We start from the raw sequence: 16,551 nt of genomic DNA on the forward strand, positions 1-16,551 counted from the left end.
ACCTGCTCCTCGAGTCCGTGCCCGATCAGCCGGGCACGGAAGTCGCTCAGGACGGAGAAGTCGAACCCCGGATCGTCCAGCTCCAAGCCGAGGAGGAACTTCCAGTCCATGCGGGCCCGCACCTGGTCGGCGGCCTGCCGATCGGTGAGTCCCTCTGCGTACTGCAGCACCGAGACCAGCGCCAGCGCCCCTGGCGACACCGCCGGACGCCCCCGGGCCGAGAACGCCTCAGCGAAGGATCCGTCCGCGAACAGCGGACCGAGCGCCTCACGCACCCGGACTGCCAACGTTCCCTTCGGGAACGACGCCCGCACCACCCGAGCAGTCAGCTCCGGCACCCCACCATCGTCCCGAGAATCCAGCGACACCCACCCACACCCCTCGCTCCGACGAACAGAACGATCATGACAACCTCAGCACGTCGGCGAAGCCGGTTTGCGGATTTACCAACGGAGTCGTGAACGCCCGGGGTTCCGCGCTAGATCGTGCTGAAGGGCGGCGGAGTAGGCACACGAAGGCCGATCACCGTGGTCTTCACCAGGGAGGTCGCCGACGGCAAGGGGCCCGACTTCGAGCGGGGGTAGGACGGCTCGTAGCGACCGGCTGCGGGGGCGGGCTGCGGATGGGCGACTGGTGTGGATGGTAGACCGGCCGCTGTCCGACCGGTGCCTGGCCAAGCGGTGGTCGGATGTCTGGTGGTCGGCCGACTCGTGGTTCGTCGATCGGATGTTGGCCAACCGGCCGTCCGTCAGTGGGCACCGTGGCGTCGATGGTGGTGCGGGCGATGCTCGTGGTCTTCCGCGTGCTCGTCGGCGCTGGCCGGTCCGACGGCTTCGGCCGGTGGGCGCAGCCCGGCGAGCGTGACCGCGACGAGCCGGCGTACCGCGGCACGTGAGGGCAGGCCCCCGGCCGCACCGAGGGCGTGGAGGCAGTAGGCGGCGAGCTCGTCGGGCGTGACGTCGTCCCGCAGGTCGCCGGCCTCGGCACCCTCGGCCAGCAGGTCGCGGACGAGTCGGGTGAGCTGCTGGTGCGCTGCGGCGACGTGCTCGCCCTGATGGAGGAGTGCCGCGAGCTCGCTGCCGTGGTGCTCGTGCCGCTCATGGGCCATGAACGCGTACGCCGTCAGCACGGCTTCGAGCCGCTCGCCCGCGTCGCCCGCCCGGTCCCTCACCTCGGTGAGGTCCTCGAGATGGCGGATGATCCTGCGCTCGTGCCAGGCCGTCAGCACCGACTCGACGTCCGGGAAGTACTTGTACAACGTCGCCCGTCCGATGCCGGTCTCCTGGGCGATGCGCGACATCGTCACCGACAGCAGCCCGTGCTCGGCCACGAGTGCCGCGGTGGCGTCCAGGGTCGCGTCGCGCACGGCGTTGCGGTGTGCCTCGATCGTCTCGCTCCAGAGCTTCGGCATCTCTCGAATATACGCGACGACGCTTTCGTGACACCATGACTTAACAGAGACACTCTGTCTTGCAAAAGGGGGCGGCCGAGTGGAAATCGGCAACGGCCACCCAAGCGACGGCGAAGGACACGCTCATGACCGACATCATCCCCGCTCCCCACTCCAGCGAAGGGCCGGACGCGGGGAGGCCCGCTGCCCCGGCCGGCTCGGCCGCTCCGGTGACGGCCCCTGCGGCCTCCCCGTTCCCCGGCAGGCCACGATGGGTGATCGTGTCCGCCGCGGTCGCCGTGGCCCTGGTGGCGGCGTTCGTGATCATGCATCTGGCCGGCGGCGGCATGAGGGGCCACGGCTGATGGCCATGCCGCCGCGATGGCGCAAGCTCGCGCTCACGGCGCACGTCACAGCCTCGGTGGGCTGGCTCGGCGCCGTCGTCGTCTTCCTGACCCTCGCGGTCGCAGGACTGACCGGGGCGGATCCCGCGACGGCGCGGTCCGCGTACGTCGCGATGGACCTGACCGGCTGGTACGTGATCGTCCCGCTGGCCTTCGCCACGCTGCTGACCGGCGTCGTCTCGTCCCTCGGCTCCACCTGGGGCGTGGTCCGGCACTACTGGGTCGTCGTGAAACTGGTGATCACCGCGGTGTCCACGGCCGTCCTGATCGTGCACATGCAGCCGGTCGGCCACCTCGCCGACATGGCCGCCGGCACGGACTTCTCCGGTGGCGAACTGGCCGGACTGAGGACCCAGCTCGTGATCCAGTCTGCCGCTGCCGCGCTCGTGCTCCTCGCGGCAACGGCCCTGTCCGTGTACAAGCCGCAAGGGCGGACCCGCCGCGAACTCCGCAGGCTGTACGAGCAGCGCACCGCGCCGCAGGCCGCGGGAGCCGCCGCCCCCTGACCGGCCGCGGGGCCCGCGACCGCTTGTCCTGCCGAGGGGAGGAGTGCGGCCCGCCGTTCCGGGCCTTCGCGCGGAAGGCCCGGAACGGCGTTGCGTACGGTGCGGATCAGAGCCGGTCGAGGATGCTCTGCAGCCGCTCGACCTCGGCGGACTGGCCGGTGTCGACGGCGTCGGCGAGCTTCTTGGCGTCGGCGTTGCGGCCGTTCGCCTGCTCGTCCCTCGCCATGTCGATGGCGCCGTTGTGATGGTCGATCATCATCTGGGCGAACTTGCGGTCGAAGTCGGTGCCCTTGGCGGCCATGAGCGCGTCCATGTCCTTGTCGGACATCATCCCGGGCATCTGCCCGTCGCCGTGGCCCGCGCCGTGGCCCGTGCCGTGATCCATGCCGGGGGACTGGGGCTTGCCCCAGGCGGTGAGCCAGGACCGCATCGTCCTGATCTCGGGATCCTGGGCCTTCTCGACCTGTTCGGCGAGCGTCTTGATCGCCTGGTCGGAGGCGCGGCCGCCGGCCAGCCGGGCCATCTCCAGGGCCTGCTCGTGGTGCGGGATCATCCCCTGCGCGAACGCGACGTCGGCGTCGTTGAACGCTCCGGCCGAGGCCGATGCGGTGACGTCCGGAGAGGGAGCGGAGGAGTCCGCGCCGCCGTCGCCGCAGGCGGTGAGCAGCAGGGCTCCGGCGGCGACGGCTCCCGCCATCGCGACGCGGCGGTTCAGGGCCCGGCCCATGGGCCGGTTCAGGGCACGCTTGAAGGAGGTCATGTCCGTGTACCTCGTGTGATCGATTCCGAAATGCGTGAACGGGCAGGCGTCTTGGCGGGCAGCCCGGTCGGGCGCGCCCGCGCAGGAGGACCGGCCTATATGCGCAGAATCGACAGCTTTGCGAGGTCGGGTGCTCGGGGCGGAGGGTTGGCGCGTGCGACGGCGAGCACCCCGTCGGCAAGCCGGGCGAGCCAGTCGCGCCGGCGTACGAACACCGCGTGCAGCAGCGCGGCCAGAGCCCAGGTGCCCAGGACCGCCACGCACAGCGACGCCATGTCCATGGCCATGCCCGGGTCGTCCGCCGGTGCGGTGGCGCCAGTCGGCGCGGGACCGTGACCGGCGTGCGAGTCCGTCGCCGTGGACGTCTTCGGCACAGCCACCGCCATCGCAGGCGGCGGGCCCGCCTCCGTGACAGCGGCCGCCCGGTGCCCATATGCGGGCACCCCGCCCGAGTCGGCGACGTGCGAATCGGAGGTCATGCCGGAGCCCTCGCCGGGATGTCCGACGGTGTGCATCACGAACACACCGAGCGCCAGCGCCACGACGAGCAGAAGACGTGCCGCCACGCCCACTGCCTGTATGTATGGCTGCACCCTCACGCTCACCTCCGCCGTCGACGATAACCCGAGGGCCCGGGCACAAGCCCTGCGGGCCCCGCCGACCCGTCGTGCCCATGAGGACGGCATCACGGGACCAGCCCTGCGAGACCACCCCGCGTGCGGTGCCGTCGACGCGGACATGGGGGTACCGGGGCCCAGCGGACGACGGGGACGCGGACAGCGGTGGCCCGCCCCCAGAGTGTGGGGGCGGGCCACCGGCAAGAGCTCCCGGCGCGGCGGGCCGGCTACCGTCCCGGACGGGACCACGCTTCCGGTGCGCGGCGTGACGCCACGACGATGCCTCCGCCGTCCCACCTCGGCGGATCGCCGCGTCCTGCAGACACCGCGGCCACTCGCCGCCACGGTGATCACGGCCCACCCGTCTTCAGGCGCCGCTGCCTCGAGTGTCGTCGACCGACCGGCAGGTCGCCATCGCTAGTGCGGCAGCTGGGTGGGGGCCTGCCGAGGGTCCCGGCGTCAGCCGGTGACGAGTCCCACGACGAGGTTGATGGCGGTGGCGAGAATGCTGGTGCCGAAGACGTACGACAGGAGTGCGTGCCGCAGCACGATCGCTCGGACGGTCGAACTCGAGACGTCGGTGTCGGACACCTGGTAGGTCATGCCGAGGTTGTAGCTGAAGTAGAAGAAGTCCCGGTACGCCGGCGGGTCGTCGGTATTGAAGTCGATCCCGCCCGCGGTGGCGTAGTAGACGTAGGCGTAGCGGGTGGCGTACATCAGGTGCAGTGCGGCCCACGCCATGAACACGCCGCAGAGCGCGGTCGCGGCGCCGGTGTGGTGGGTGTCGCGCTCGCCGAGCATGAGCAGCAGCACGATGGCGACCAGTCCACACAGGGCGACCGCCACGACCACGAGTTCGTCGGTGACGGGCCGGAAGTCCTCACGCCGGGCATTGCGGTGGGTGGCCGTGGCGTCCATCGGCCAGAGCACCGCCCAGCCCGCCACGACGAAGGCCAGCTGCATCGCGGCGATCCCGGCCAGTGCGCCCAGCGGTACCCCCATCGGCAGCCCGACGGCGACGCCGACCACGGCTCCGAGGACGACCGCACCCGCGAGGCGGGGGACGGCATCGAGTGGCAGCCAGGTGCTCATGCACGACGACGGTAGTCCCGTCCTCGCTGATCAGCGCGGCGGAGCGTGTCGTCCCGGACGGTCGGCCGACGCCGGCTCGACTCAAGTAGGGGAAGCCGTCTCCCGATCGGACTCCGCCCAGCACGCTCTCCTGATCACCCCTCGGACGGCCGGCCGCGTGAAAGGACGAGGCTAGGCCACCGGCCCGTTCAGCCGGAGGTTCCAGCGCCCCGCCCGCCCGGTGAGCGTGACGAGGGACAGCGGGGGCGCGTCGACGCGCCAGAAGGCGGCCGGGGGAGCGCCCAGGGCGTGCACGGTCGCGGCGCGTACGACGGAGGGTTCGGCGACGGCGAGCACGCGGCCCGCGTCCTCGGGCAGGCCGTCCATCCAGTCGGCGACGCGCAGGAGCAGGGCCGTGACGGACTCCCCGCCGTGCGGCGCCGCCGCCGGATCGGTCGCCCAGGCGGCGACTCCGTCGGACTCCTCCGCGGCCACGTCCTCCAGTGAGCGGCCGCTCCAGCGCCCGAAGTCGCAGTCGCGCAATGCGGGTTCGACGGTCGCCGCCGTGAACCCCAGTGCCCCGGTGGTCTGTTCGCACCGGACCGAGGGCGCACGGTAGTGCAGCGACGCCGCGGGCAGCGCGCCCGCCACCGTACGCGCCTCGCGCGCGCCCCGCTCGTCCAGCGGGCCGTCGCCGAACCGGGCTTCCCGCACCGCGGGGCCCGCGGCGGCGCACAGCAGTGTGAGCCGGATCGTCATGGCCGAATACCTCCCCGTCGTCGTTCCCGCGTGGTCCGCCCCCCTGGGGCGTGCGGGTGTGATGCGCGTGATGATGCCAGGGGTGCCGAGAGTCACAGGTCACCTGGTCATGGGCGGTATCGACGGTCCGTACCGCCGCCTGTACCCTCTGCTCCGAAAGGACGACGGCGCACACGGAAGCCCGGTGGAAACCCGGCACGGTCGCGCCACTGTGTGCCGAGCGGCAACTCCCCCTGCGGGAGGGGCTGTCCGGTGAGTCAGACCCGTTGCCGTCGTCATGTGCTCCACACAATGCGGGACGCGTGTTCCCGAGGAGGTACGCCGTGGCTCAGTCCGCCATCACCCCTGTCCCCCTTGCTCCGCCCTCCGTGGCGAAGCTGCCGGTCCGGGCGATTCTGCCCTGGGCCGCCTTCTTCGGCCTGCTGATGCTCGTGCTGCTGTACTTCGTCGGCGCCGAGCAGGGCGCCTTCTCCGTGTTCTCCGGCGAGAGCGTCCACGAGTGGGTGCACGACGGCCGGCACCTGCTGGGCTTCCCCTGCCACTGATACGGGACGGACGCAACCAAGATGAACTCCGTCACCGTACGCGCCCTGTTGGTGCGCGGCATGATCGCGGGTGTCCTGGCCGGGCTGGTCGCCTTCGGATTCGCCTACGTGGTGGGCGAGCCGAGTGTGGACGCCGCCATCGCCTTCGAGTCCGCGCACTCCCATGAGCACGGCGAAGAGGAGCTGGTCAGCCGTGCGGTGCAGTCGACCGCGGGACTGGCCACGGCCGCCCTCGTCTACGGCATCGCACTCGGCGGTATCACCGCCCTGGCGTTCTGCTTCGCGCTGGGCCGCGTCGGCCGCTTCGGCGCCAGGGCCACCGCGGCCCTGGTCGCCCTGGGCGGCTTCGTCACCGTCGCTCTGGTGCCCTTCCTGAAGTACCCCGCCAACCCGCCCGCCGTCGGCGACCCGGCAACCCTCAACCAGCGCACCGCGCTGTTCTTCCTGATGATCGCCCTGAGCGTGCTGCTGGCGATCGGCGCGCTGCTGTTCGGACGGAGCCTCGCACGGCGCTGGGGCACCTGGAACGCCGCGGTGGCCGCAAGTGCCGCCTTCGCGGCGGTCCTTGGGGTCGCCATGGCCTTCCTCCCGGCCGGGGATGCGCTCCCCGAGCACTTCCCGGCCGCCGTGCTGTGGGAGTTCCGGCTCGCCTCGCTGGGTGTCCAGGCCCTGCTCTGGGCAGCCCTGGGGCTGATCCTCGGCCCGCTCGCGGAACGGGTCCTGGAACCCCGGTCCGCGCAGCGGCCGGCCTCGGCGGACCCGGCAGCACCATCCGCGTCGGCTCCGGCGCACTGACGCGCGGGGGAGACGCGCGCGAGGGACCCGTCGGGGGCGCGCCCGGCGGGTCCCTGTCGCTTCGCCGGCCTGCGGAACGGGCGGGCGACGGCGGTCAGCCGGCGGCGCGGAAGCGGCGCAGGCGCAGGCTGTTGCCGACGACGAAGACGGACGAGAAGGCCATGGCCGCGCCCGCGATCATGGGGTTGAGCAGGCCGGCGGCCGCGAGTGGCAGGGCCGCCACGTTGTAGGCGAAGGCCCAGAACAGGTTCGACCTGATGGTGCCGAGGGTCCTGCGCGCGAGCCGGATGGCGTCCGCCGCGGCCCTCAGGTCGCCGCGTACCAGGGTCAGATCGCCGGCTTCGATGGCGGCGTCCGTGCCCGTGCCCATGGCCAGACCCAGGTCGGCCTGGGCGAGTGCCGCGGCGTCGTTCACGCCGTCGCCGACCATGGCAACCGAACGGCCCTCGCCCTGGAGCCGCTTGACGACGGCGGCCTTGTCCTCGGGCATCACCTCGGCGATCACCTCGTCGATGCCGACCTCGGCCGCGACCGCGTCGGCGACCGCCTTGTTGTCGCCGGTCAGGAGGATCGGCGTCAGGCCCAGGCCGCGCAGCCGGCGGATCGCCTCGGCGCTGGTGTCCTTGACCGCGTCGGCGACCTCGAGCAGGGCGCGGGCCTCGCCGTCCCAGGCGACCGCGATGGCGGTACGTCCGGACGCCTCGGCCTCCGCCCTGGCGCGCTCCAGGCCTGCGGGCAGGCCCATCGCCCACTCGGCCAGCAGCTTCTCGCGGCCGACGAGGACGGCGTGGCCGTCCACGATGCCCTGCACGCCGAGCCCGGGGAGGTTCGCGAAGTCCTCCGGGGTGGGCAGGGTGCCCAGCCGTTCCAGGGCGCCGGTGGCGACGGCCCGGGCGACGGGGTGCTCGGAGACGTGCTCCAGCGCGCCCGCCAGCCGCAGCACCTCCGCTTCGTCCTGGCCGTCGGCGGTGTGCACCTTCAGCAGGGTCATCCTGCCGGTGGTGACGGTGCCGGTCTTGTCCAGGACGACGGTGTCGACCTTGCGGGTGGACTCCAGGACTTCGGGGCCCTTGATGAGGATGCCGAGCTGGGCGCCGCGGCCCGTGCCGACCATGAGGGCCGTCGGGGTGGCCAGACCCAGGGCGCACGGGCAGGCGATGATCAGTACGGCGACGGCGGCGGTGAACGCGGCCGTCAGGCCCGCGCCGTTGCCGAGCCAGAAGCCGAGTGTGCCGAGCGCGAGCGCGATGACGACGGGCACGAACACGGCGGAGATCCTGTCGGCGAGGCGCTGGGCGGCCGCCTTGCCGTTCTGGGCGTCCTCGACGAGCTTCGCCATCCGCGCGAGCTGTGTGTCGGCGCCCACGCGCGTGGCCTCGACGACGAGCCGTCCGCCGGCGTTCAGCGTCGCGCCGGTGACCGAGTCGCCCTCGCCCACCTCGACCGGCGCGGACTCGCCGGTCAGCATGGAGGCGTCCACCGCGGAGGCGCCCTCGACGACGGTGCCGTCGGTGGCGATCTTCTCCCCGGGACGGACCAGGAAGCGGTCGCCGACCTGCAACTCGGCCGTCGGGATCAGCACTTCACGGCCGTTGCGCAGGACCGTGACGTCCTTCGCGCCCAGCTCCAGCAGTGCCTTCAGCGCGGCTCCGGCCCTGCGCTTGGAGCGGACCTCGAAGTAGCGGCCGGCCAGGATGAACGCGGTGACCCCGGCCGCGGCCTCCAGGTAGATGTTTCCTGCACCGTCGCTGCGGGCGATGGTCAGCTCGAAGGGATGGGTCATGCCGGGCATGCCGGCGGTGCCGAAGAACAGCGCCCACAGCGACCACAGGAACGCGGCCGAGGTGCCCACCGAGATCAGCGTGTCCATGGTGGCCGCACCGTGCCGGGCGTTGGTGAGCGCGGCACGATGGAAGGGCCAGGCCGCGTAGGTGACGACCGGGGCGGCCAGCGTCAGCGACAGCCACTGCCAGTACTCGATCTGCAGCGCGGGCACCATGGCCATGGCGATCACGGGTACGGACAGGATCACCGCGGTGATCAGACGCTGCCGCAGCGGCCGAAGCTCGTCCGCCTCGCCGCCCTCGGGAGCCGGGGCGGGTTCCCCTTGACCACTTGTGCGAGTGGGAGCCGGGGGCGCGGCGGTGTAGCCGGTCGCTTCCACGGTGGAGATCAGGTCCGCCACGGAGACGTCCGCGCCCCGGTAGGCGATCTTCGCCTTTTCGGTGGCGTAGTTGACGGTGGCCTCCACCCCGTCCATCCGGTTGAGCTTCTTCTCGATGCGCGCGGCGCACGAGGCGCAGGTCATCCCGCCGATGGCGAGTTCGACCTCGGCGGTGTCGGGGACCGTGGTAGTCATCGCTGCTCCTCGAGCTGATGGAAAGGGCGTGGCCGTGCCCGGCGACGGATGCCGGGCACGGACGGACTCGACAATGGCGACTATACCCTAGGGGGGTATGATTCGATGGTATCGAGTATACCCCCGTCCCGTATTTTCCATCAGTCTTCGGGAGGCTTGAATATACCCCTCAGGGGTATACGATGCGGAGGTCGGGATCGCTCGAGTCCCTCCATGGCAGGAAGGTAGGAGCACGTCATGAACACCGCCCTGAAGATCACCGCTTTCACGGCCGCACTCGCGGCGACCTTCGGCGCTGCCTACGCCCTCGGCGGCGCCGCCGACCCCCTCACCGGCGCCTCCGCACCGGCGGCCCACGCCGACCACGCCAAGAGCGCCTCACCCGATCGCGGAGGGGGCCACAGCGGCCACTCGGACACACCGGCCGGAGGCCTCCAGGTCTCCGAGTCCGGCTACAGCCTCGATCTCGCGACCCCACGCCTCGACGCCGGCAAGACGAGTGACCTGCGCTTCGCCGTCCGCGACCGGGCCGGCCGGCCGGTCACCGCCTATCAGCGCGCGCACGGCAAGGAACTCCACCTGATCCTCGCCTCGCACGACCTCGCCACGTACCAGCACCTGCACCCGATCCGTGCCGACGACGGCACCTGGGCGACCCCCGTCACCCTCCCGGCCGCCGGCGACTACCGCCTCTTCGCCGACTTCACGCCCACCGGCAGGAACAGCACCAACCTCACGCTCGGCGCCGACCTTGCCGCCGCAGGCCCCTACAAGCCCGCTGCGCTGCCCAAGCCCTCCCGAACCGCCACCGTCGACGGATACACCGTCACCCTGAACGGCGGTCTCCGCCCAGGTGCGGCCGGGGAACTCACGCTGAACGTGAGCAAGGACGGCCGCCCGGTCACCGACCTCCAGCCCTATCTCGGCGCCTACGGACACCTTGTCGCCCTGCGCTCCGGTGACCTCGCCTACCTCCATGTCCACCCCAACGGCGAGCCCGGTGACGGCACCACCAGGCCCGGACCGGAGATCTCGTTCACCGCGACCGCGCCCAGCTCCGCGGCCTACCGCCTCTTCCTCGACTTCAAGCACAACGGCACGGTCCGCACCGCGGCCTTCACGGTCCAGGCCGGAACGTCCACGGGAGCTCAGCAGAACGCCGAGCCCCCGGCCGGAGATACGTCCGACGGTCATCAGCACTGAGAACGGCCGGACGGGCTCGCGCACAGGCAGACGGGCCAGGATGCCGGGCAGGGGTGTGAACCTTGCGCCCCCGGCCCGGCCTCCTGGCGAGTCCCGTCCGACTGGCGAGTCCCGTCAGGCCGTGGCGGGCTCCGCCCCGCGCCGAGCCGCAGCGGCCGGGTCTGCGAGGCGTCCGGTGCGATCGAGACCGTGGACGGCGGCGGCGCAGGCGAGGCCCAGCAGGGACAAAGCCGTCCACGGCAGCGCGGACACCCCCGCGTTGCGGGCAGCGTCCAGGGCGACCCCGGTGAGCAGGTTCCCGAGCGTGATGCCGACCCCGCAGATGGTGTTGTACAGGCCGTAGTGCGTGGCGACGAGACGGTCACCGGAGAGACGGACGATGGTGTCCATCTCGAACGGATAGGCGATCATCGTGCCCACGGCGAGCAGCAGCGCGGACAGCGCGGGCGGCGCCGCCGCCAGCAGCCACAGCCCGATTCCGCCGCCCGGTACGGGCACTGCCGTGGCGAGCAGCAGGGGTACGAACGCGATGCCCATGGTGAGCAGCCCCCGGGTGAGCGCACGCCCCGGCTCCATACGGGCCTTGCACCACGCGGTCACTCTCGTCTGGCCGAGAATCGTGCTCAGACCGGACACGGCGAACAGCAGCGCCACCGCGGCCGTGCCGAACGTGCCCCCGCCGCCCAGCCGCCGTACTTCCAGCGGCAGGGCGAGATAGACCTGGAACGACATCACGTACGAGCCGATCATGGCGAGCGAGAACAGCAGGAAGCGCCGGTTGGACAGGATGCTCCGCCACTGCGACAGCACACTCTCGCGACGGCCGTCCGCCCGGGCCCCTGCGGCGTCGGGCCGGCGCGCCGGAAGCGCGCGGACCTGCACGATGCTCAGCACCGCGAAGATGCCGGCCGCCGTCAGGCACGTGACGCGGAAGCCGACCCCGGTCAGCACCATGCCCACCAGCGGGCCGAGCATGATCCCGGCCTGGTAGAAGACGTTGAACAGGGCGAACGCCTCGACCCGGCGTTCTCCCGCGTCCATGGCCAGACAGGCGCGCGAGGCCGGGTTGAACAACGCCCCGGCCAGTCCCGTCGCGGCGGAGGCGGCGATCAGCGCGGGCACCGAGCCGACGAGACCGAGAGTCGCGAAGCCGGCGGTGCGCAGCACGAGCCCGGCGATGATCATCGGCTTGTATCCGAGCCGGTCGGCCAGTGTGCCGCCGACCAGGAACATGCCCTGCTGGCTGAAGTTGCGTACGCCGAGGATCAGCCCGACGAGCCACCCGGCCAGCCCGAGAGGCCCGGCCAGGTGCGTGGCCAGATACGGCATCAGCATGTAGAAGCCGAGGTTGATGGTGAACTGATTCACCATCAGCAGCCGGACGCTGCGTTCGTAGGAGCGGAACTCCGTGACGGTGCTCTTCACCGGCCCCCCTCGGCGTCAACGGCGGAGCGCAGGTCATCGGCGGCCGCCTCGTCCGTACCCCTGCCCGTGCCCCTCCCCGTGTCCGTGCCCGTGGCCGGGGTGAGGGCGAGCGGATCGACCACACGTGTGCACCGGGTCCAGCGAGTGACCTCCTTCTCGTCCAGACGGCCGATGACGTCCGGCTCGGCCGCGGGCGGCGAGTGGAGGAGCCCGTGGGCGGCGCAGTAGTCGTCGTCGTACACGGTGCCCAGGTAGCGTTGCGGCCCGTCCGGGAAGATCGCCGCGATGCGCGTGCCGGCGGGCAGCGTGCGCGCCAGCCATCCGGCGACCAGGGCGACCGCACCGACGCTCCACCCGCCGGTGGCGTAGTGCGAGGCGGCCAGCTGCCTGCAGGTCCACACCGCCTCGCCGGGGGCGACCCAGTGCACCTCGGAGAAGTGGTCGTAGGCGACGTTTCGGGGGTAGATGCTCGAACCGAGTCCGCGCATCAGACGGGGGCGGGCGGGCTGACCGAAGATCGTGGAGCCGATGGTGTCCACGCCCACGAGCCGCAGTCCGGGGTGGAGCTGCTGAAGAACGCGTGAGACCCCTGCGGAGTGCCCGCCGGTGCCGACGCTGCACACCAGGACGTCGATGTGGCCGAGTCCCGTGGCCAGTTCGAGGGCGAGCGGTGTGTAGGCGGTCGTGTTGTCGGGGTTGTTGTACTGGTCCGGGCACCAGGAATCCTCGTACTGCCGCATCAGCCGGGTGACACGGTCACGGCGTGCCTGCTGCCAGCCACCGGTGGGGTGGGGTTCGGCGACGACGTCGACCTGGGCGCCGTAGGCGGTCAGCAGACGGGTCATGGACGGTTCCAGGCCCGGGTCGGTGACGAGGGTGACCGGATGGCCGTGGACCATGCCCGCCAGGGCCAGGCCGAGCCCGAGCGTGCCGCTGGTGGACTCGATGATCCGGCCTCCGGGGCTCAGATCACCGCGGGCCAGGGCACGTTCGACCATGTGCAGGCCGGGGCGGTCCTTGATGCCGCCGGGATTGAAGCCTTCGAGCTTCGCCCAGAATCCTCGTCCCGCGGGAGCCAAGGGTTCACCGACGTGGAGGAGGGGAGTGTTGCCGACCAGGCCGGCCAGGTCGGCGTGGCCGGGCGCGCTCGGATGGCGTGTGCTGTGGGGAGAGTGCATCGGTCGCCTCTCAACTTTCGTCAACGGCGTGTCGGGTGGCTGATCTCTCGCGCTGCGCCCGTCCCCGGCCGGTGGCCCGGTCCCTCGGGGAGAGGCGGTGGCCGCGCGTGGCGCGGCCCGAAGGGCATGGCCTACGTCCGCCACCGACACAGCGCGCACAGCGTGGACCTTCCGGAGTCGGTGTGCGGGGCCTCTCCCGACGCGGACCGGGGGCCTCCCTCGGGCACGGCAGCGCGTGCCGGTCCTGCTGCGTCCTTCGCCGCGGTGGTGACCGGCGCCATGCGTACCTCCTGCCGTACGGCCGGCTCCACGTCCGAACCTGCCGACATACATGAGGAGTGAGCAGGTGTCCCGAGGCGCGCCATCTGCACGATGCCGGGTCGGGCGTCGGTGGCGGCGACGGTGACAACGACGGTTACGGCGTCGGCGTCGGCGTCTGCGTCGGCACGGACCGAGCCATGGGCATGGCCCGATGCGTGCAGCAGCAGCGCACAGTCGAGCAGGATCAGGAGCAGCGCGATCAGTAGGAGCCCGCCGAGGTGCAGGGCGATGGGCCCGCCCTGCACGGAGGCAGGCAGGCGCGAGCGAACGCGGGACGACGGGAGCACAGTTCCTCCGCAGGGGGCCGTCGTACGCACGCGGTGCATCACAACGGCAGCCGGGCAGGCGGGCAGGGTCGGGACATCGCCGCAGGAATCCGCCTCGCAGTGACCGCAGTGCGCAGAACACAGCGCACAGGGCGCGGATCGCAGAGCCCAGCGCGCGAAGCGTGCGTCGGGCGAGGCATGGGCGGCGAGAGGGCCGGTCGAGTCACGCCCACAGCCGAAGGGGCTGTCCCGGAGCTGTGTCAGGCGGGAAGGCGTCGCGGGCCGGCGGGCGGTCGCCGCATCCTAGATCTGGAGAACGGTGGCTCTTATCGACGAACTGGGCAATTGCTTGGCCGACGCCACGTCACCGAAAGCGACGGGAGCAGGTGGCACCGACGGTGAAGTGTCCGCGTCCACGAGGGCACATGCGCCGGGAGCATCCAGAGCAGGGCTCTCCTGCGGCTGGCCCGGCATGCACTCCTCGGCCTGAGGGGACGGGCCGTGACCACCACCGTGGTGGTCCACGGGCATGTCCTCGACCGCGCGGCCGTCCGCGGAGGCCGCCGTGGACACGGTCGCGCCTGCGGCGAGATGGGCGGTGACGGCTTCGGCGCTCACGCCGTGCGCGTACACGAAGGCGAACAGCAGCATGGCCACCCACAGCATGCGCAACGGGCCCGCCGATGAGCGGGCCCGCGACATGCGGGAAGACGACCAGGCCGTGACCATGCCGTGATCCTAGCGGCTCGTCCCGGCAGATCCCCTCGTTGTGGTCGCAAACATCAAGCCAAGGCAGTGATCCGGTCCGCTTCGTGCGGATGCAGGGGGTCGAACGCAGGACCACCTGAGGCTATTCGATCTACGAGTTCGGCGGGTACGGCGCCCCCGCCGCAACCTCCGGCAGCGCCTGACCGGGGATGCCTGGTGCGGCCGGCCAACCCACGGCCGCTCCAGGGTCGTTGCTCCCGGGTTCACCCCTGCCCGAACCACAGGTCGGGGCCGAAGACCTCGTAGTGAATGCCGGCGGCCGGCACACCGTGCCGCATCAGATCCCCGCGGACCGCACGGAGGTACGGCAGGGGGCCGCACAGATACGCCGTCAGGCCCTCGGGCAGGTCGAGCGCGCCCACGTCCTTCCGGCCGGCCCGCGCACGGGGGGCGGCGCCGTCCGGCGTCTCGTACCAGAGGTGGCACTCCGCGTTCGGCAACGCCCGGACGAGCCAGGCGAGTTCCTCGCGGTGGGCGTGGTCGGCGGGGGAGCGGTCGGCGTGCGCGACGATCAGCCGCCGGGTGGATCCGGTGGCGACCAGCTCGTGCAGCATGGACAGCATCGGTGTGCAGCCGATGCCGGCCGAGCCGAGCAGCAGCGGACCGTCCCCGTCCGGCAGGGTCAGTCCCCCGAACGGGGCGGACACCATGAGGGTGTCTCCCGCCCGCAGGTTCTCGTGCAGCCACGAGGACATCTCGCCGTCGGGTCCGGTCGTGCCGCTGACCCTCTTGACGCTGATCCGCCATTCGGTGTGGCCGGGACCGTACGACAGGCTGTACTGGCGGATCTGCCGTGCCCCGTCCGGGAGTTCGGTCTGAACGCTGACGTACTGCCCGGGGAGGAACCGGCCGGCCGGCTCACCGTCGGCGGGGAAGAGCGTGAAGGAGGCGACATCGGGGGTCTCCTGGCGACGGCTGGTCACCCGCATGGGGCGCCAGACCTCGCCCTCGGCGACGCCCGCCTCCTCGTACAGCCGTGCTTCCAGGGCGATCAGGGCGTTGGCCATCAGCCAGTACACCTCGTCCCAGGCAGCGGCGACCTCGGGCGTGACCGCGTCGCCCAGTACTTCGGCGATCGCGTCGAAGAGGTGGCGATGGACGATCTTGTACTGCTCGGAGGTGATGCCGAGTGAGGCGTGCTTGTGGGCGATCCGCGAGAGCAGAACGTCCGGCCGGGCGCCGGGACGGTCCACCAGCATCGTGGCGAAGCCTGCTATGGCGCCGGCAAGGGCCTGCTTCTGCGCGCCGCCGGCCTGGTTGCCGCGGTTGAACAGATCGCGCAGGAGTTCCGGGTGGGCCGTGAACAGGTTGCGGTAGAAGCGGTCGGTGATCTCACCGATCGCCCCGCCGACGGCGGGCAGAGTGGCACGGACGACGGGGACGGACTGCTCCGAGAGCACACCAGCCTCCAAAGTGGTAAGTGATCTTCGTATTTTTGTGTGTGCGTTCCCGGTGGCCCGGGATCGGGAGATCGTGCGGAATCAGGCGATGTGCCTCAGGCGCCCCGCCCCGTGAGCGTCAGCAGGACCGGCCCGGTGGGGGCGGCCACGACGTCCGACACGGTCAGAGGGTCGAGGGAGCTGTAGAACGCCTGCTGGGCGGCGCGCAGGGCCCCGCGGAGCCGGCAGGCGCCGCGCAGCGGACACGGGGTGTCGCCCTCGCAGGTCACCACTTCCTCCTCGCCTTCCAGCTCGCGCAGCAGCCAGCCGATCGAGGCGCCCCGGCCGAAGCCGGTGAGCTCCAGCCCGCCGCCCCGGCCGCGCCGTGCCTCCAGCACACCGAGATGCTGCAGCCGCGCCACGGCCTTGGCCATATGGGCGTACGGCACATCCATCGCCTCGGCCACCTCGCGCGTCGTCAGGGACTCGCCGTCCCGGACGACCGCCAGGCGCATGACCGCGCGCAATGCCAGATCGCTGAACTTCGTCAACCGCACACCTCGACCCTATCAAATAAGCATCTTGAATGCGTATTCAATGCCGGGTCGCGTGCCGGGACTGCGGCTGCCAGGAGCGCGGCGCAGTGCTCGGCGCATGGCATGGGGCCGCGCGGTGGGTTCACCGTGCGGCCCCGTGGCGGGCGTGTGCCGGGGGGTCAGCCCTTGCGGGTGTTGATCTCCTCGGTCAGCTGCGGGACGACCTGGAAGAGGTCGCCGACGACGCCGTAGTCGACGAGGTCGAAGAT

General features: G+C 71.6%; 18 protein-coding genes and 1 riboswitch. Of the genes, 5 read left to right on the plus strand and 13 right to left on the minus strand.

The window, feature by feature from the left end; genetic code table 11:
• The coding region (locus ACFV9O_RS36770) for a transposase (protein WP_385426387.1) at positions 1-368 on the minus strand (368 nt) is incomplete at its 3' end.
• Positions 369-748: 380 nt separating this feature from the next.
• Positions 749-1,411 (minus strand): TetR/AcrR family transcriptional regulator, encoded by a 663-nt coding sequence (locus ACFV9O_RS36775; protein WP_385426390.1) that lies wholly within the window; start codon positions 1,409-1,411, stop codon positions 749-751.
• Positions 1,412-1,536: 125 nt separating this feature from the next.
• Between ACFV9O_RS36775 and ACFV9O_RS36780 the strand changes: the two genes are divergently transcribed.
• Positions 1,537-1,755 (plus strand): hypothetical protein, encoded by a 219-nt coding sequence (locus ACFV9O_RS36780; RefSeq protein ID WP_385426393.1) that lies wholly within the window; start codon positions 1,537-1,539, stop codon positions 1,753-1,755.
• Entirely contained in the window at positions 1,755-2,300 is a 546-nt protein-coding gene (locus ACFV9O_RS36785; RefSeq protein ID WP_385426396.1) for a hypothetical protein, read from the plus strand. The genes ACFV9O_RS36780 and ACFV9O_RS36785 overlap by 1 nt, the downstream gene beginning before the upstream one ends.
• A 106-nt stretch (positions 2,301-2,406) precedes the next feature.
• On the opposite strand, the gene ACFV9O_RS36790 is transcribed toward ACFV9O_RS36785, so the two are convergent.
• From ACFV9O_RS36790 to ACFV9O_RS36805, 4 genes are all read right to left on the minus strand, one after another.
• A complete protein-coding gene (locus ACFV9O_RS36790) occupies positions 2,407-3,060 on the minus strand; it encodes a DUF305 domain-containing protein (RefSeq protein ID WP_385426399.1) in 654 nt (217 codons plus the stop codon).
• Between the two features lie 95 nt (positions 3,061-3,155).
• Positions 3,156-3,626 carry a hypothetical protein gene (locus ACFV9O_RS36795; protein WP_385426402.1) on the minus strand — a complete coding sequence of 157 codons (471 nt, stop codon included), beginning with the start codon at positions 3,624-3,626 and terminating at the stop codon, positions 3,156-3,158.
• Positions 3,627-4,136: 510 nt separating this feature from the next.
• Positions 4,137-4,769: a DUF1345 domain-containing protein gene (locus tag ACFV9O_RS36800; protein ID WP_385426404.1), complete on the minus strand. Its 633-nt coding sequence runs from the start codon at positions 4,767-4,769 to the stop codon at positions 4,137-4,139.
• 171 nt (positions 4,770-4,940) lie between these two features.
• Positions 4,941-5,507 (minus strand): histidine phosphatase family protein, encoded by a 567-nt coding sequence (locus tag ACFV9O_RS36805; RefSeq protein WP_385426407.1) that lies wholly within the window; start codon positions 5,505-5,507, stop codon positions 4,941-4,943.
• Positions 5,508-5,613: 106 nt separating this feature from the next.
• A riboswitch (cobalamin riboswitch) is annotated at positions 5,614-5,796 on the plus strand.
• A 34-nt stretch (positions 5,797-5,830) separates the two neighbouring features.
• On the opposite strand from ACFV9O_RS36805, the gene ACFV9O_RS36810 reads away from it, so the two are divergent.
• Together ACFV9O_RS36810 and ACFV9O_RS36815 are read left to right on the plus strand one after the other, a co-directional pair.
• Complete coding sequence (locus ACFV9O_RS36810) at positions 5,831-6,052, plus strand: CbtB domain-containing protein (protein WP_385426410.1); 222 nt, start codon at positions 5,831-5,833, stop codon at positions 6,050-6,052.
• A 21-nt stretch (positions 6,053-6,073) separates the two neighbouring features.
• Positions 6,074-6,847 carry a CbtA family protein gene (locus tag ACFV9O_RS36815; protein WP_385426413.1) on the plus strand — a complete coding sequence of 258 codons (774 nt, stop codon included), beginning with the start codon at positions 6,074-6,076 and terminating at the stop codon, positions 6,845-6,847.
• Between the two features lie 94 nt (positions 6,848-6,941).
• Here the strand turns inward: ACFV9O_RS36815 and ACFV9O_RS36820 are convergent, their stop codons facing one another.
• The gene (locus tag ACFV9O_RS36820) at positions 6,942-9,206 is read right to left on the minus strand and encodes a heavy metal translocating P-type ATPase (protein ID WP_385426416.1); all 2,265 of its coding nucleotides are present in this window, start codon (positions 9,204-9,206) and stop codon (positions 6,942-6,944) included.
• 237 nt (positions 9,207-9,443) lie between these two features.
• Here ACFV9O_RS36820 and ACFV9O_RS36825 point away from each other — a divergent pair, with 237 nt between their 5' ends.
• Positions 9,444-10,409 carry a hypothetical protein gene (locus ACFV9O_RS36825; protein ID WP_385426418.1) on the plus strand — a complete coding sequence of 322 codons (966 nt, stop codon included), beginning with the start codon at positions 9,444-9,446 and terminating at the stop codon, positions 10,407-10,409.
• Positions 10,410-10,523: 114 nt separating this feature from the next.
• Here the strand turns inward: ACFV9O_RS36825 and ACFV9O_RS36830 are convergent, their stop codons facing one another.
• The 6 genes from ACFV9O_RS36830 to ACFV9O_RS36855 form a co-directional block, all read right to left on the minus strand.
• A complete protein-coding gene (locus ACFV9O_RS36830) occupies positions 10,524-11,780 on the minus strand; it encodes an MFS transporter (RefSeq protein ID WP_385426434.1) in 1,257 nt (418 codons plus the stop codon).
• Positions 11,781-11,830: 50 nt separating this feature from the next.
• The gene (locus ACFV9O_RS36835) at positions 11,831-13,012 is read right to left on the minus strand and encodes a PLP-dependent cysteine synthase family protein (RefSeq protein WP_385426420.1); all 1,182 of its coding nucleotides are present in this window, start codon (positions 13,010-13,012) and stop codon (positions 11,831-11,833) included.
• 131 nt (positions 13,013-13,143) lie between these two features.
• Positions 13,144-13,578 carry a hypothetical protein gene (locus tag ACFV9O_RS36840; RefSeq protein WP_385426423.1) on the minus strand — a complete coding sequence of 145 codons (435 nt, stop codon included), beginning with the start codon at positions 13,576-13,578 and terminating at the stop codon, positions 13,144-13,146.
• Positions 13,579-13,902: 324 nt separating this feature from the next.
• Positions 13,903-14,328, minus strand: coding sequence for a hypothetical protein (locus tag ACFV9O_RS36845; protein ID WP_385426426.1), 426 nt, complete (start codon positions 14,326-14,328; stop codon positions 13,903-13,905).
• Between the two features lie 242 nt (positions 14,329-14,570).
• Complete coding sequence (locus tag ACFV9O_RS36850) at positions 14,571-15,767, minus strand: globin domain-containing protein (RefSeq protein ID WP_385426429.1); 1,197 nt, start codon at positions 15,765-15,767, stop codon at positions 14,571-14,573.
• 95 nt (positions 15,768-15,862) lie between these two features.
• The gene (locus tag ACFV9O_RS36855) at positions 15,863-16,303 is read right to left on the minus strand and encodes an RrF2 family transcriptional regulator (protein WP_385426432.1); all 441 of its coding nucleotides are present in this window, start codon (positions 16,301-16,303) and stop codon (positions 15,863-15,865) included.
• Between the last annotated feature and the right edge of the window lie 248 nt (positions 16,304-16,551).

Origin of the sequence: Streptomyces sp. NPDC059909 (genome assembly GCF_042730885.1) — a bacterium.
In the GTDB taxonomy this organism is placed as follows: domain Bacteria; phylum Actinomycetota; class Actinomycetes; order Streptomycetales; family Streptomycetaceae; genus Streptomyces.

Excerpts from the sequence above, each read along its gene's own strand:
- ACFV9O_RS36800 (WP_385426404.1), bottom strand. The coding sequence starts at position 4,769 with ATGAGCACCTGGCTGCCACTCGATGCCGTCCCCCGCCTCGCGGGTGCG.
- ACFV9O_RS36805 (WP_385426407.1), bottom strand. The coding sequence starts at position 5,507 with ATGACGATCCGGCTCACACTGCTGTGCGCCGCCGCGGGCCCCGCGGTG.
- ACFV9O_RS36785 (WP_385426396.1), top strand. The coding sequence starts at position 1,755 with ATGGCCATGCCGCCGCGATGGCGCAAGCTCGCGCTCACGGCGCACGTC.
- ACFV9O_RS36825 (WP_385426418.1), top strand. The coding sequence starts at position 9,444 with ATGAACACCGCCCTGAAGATCACCGCTTTCACGGCCGCACTCGCGGCG.
- ACFV9O_RS36775 (WP_385426390.1), bottom strand. The coding sequence starts at position 1,411 with ATGCCGAAGCTCTGGAGCGAGACGATCGAGGCACACCGCAACGCCGTG.
- ACFV9O_RS36815 (WP_385426413.1), top strand. The coding sequence starts at position 6,074 with ATGAACTCCGTCACCGTACGCGCCCTGTTGGTGCGCGGCATGATCGCG.
- ACFV9O_RS36790 (WP_385426399.1), bottom strand. The coding sequence starts at position 3,060 with ATGACCTCCTTCAAGCGTGCCCTGAACCGGCCCATGGGCCGGGCCCTG.
- ACFV9O_RS36780 (WP_385426393.1), top strand. The coding sequence starts at position 1,537 with ATGACCGACATCATCCCCGCTCCCCACTCCAGCGAAGGGCCGGACGCG.
- ACFV9O_RS36820 (WP_385426416.1), bottom strand. The coding sequence starts at position 9,206 with ATGACTACCACGGTCCCCGACACCGCCGAGGTCGAACTCGCCATCGGC.
- ACFV9O_RS36835 (WP_385426420.1), bottom strand. The coding sequence starts at position 13,012 with ATGCACTCTCCCCACAGCACACGCCATCCGAGCGCGCCCGGCCACGCC.
- ACFV9O_RS36830 (WP_385426434.1), bottom strand. The coding sequence starts at position 11,780 with ATGGTGAATCAGTTCACCATCAACCTCGGCTTCTACATGCTGATGCCG.
- ACFV9O_RS36845 (WP_385426426.1), bottom strand. The coding sequence starts at position 14,328 with ATGGTCACGGCCTGGTCGTCTTCCCGCATGTCGCGGGCCCGCTCATCG.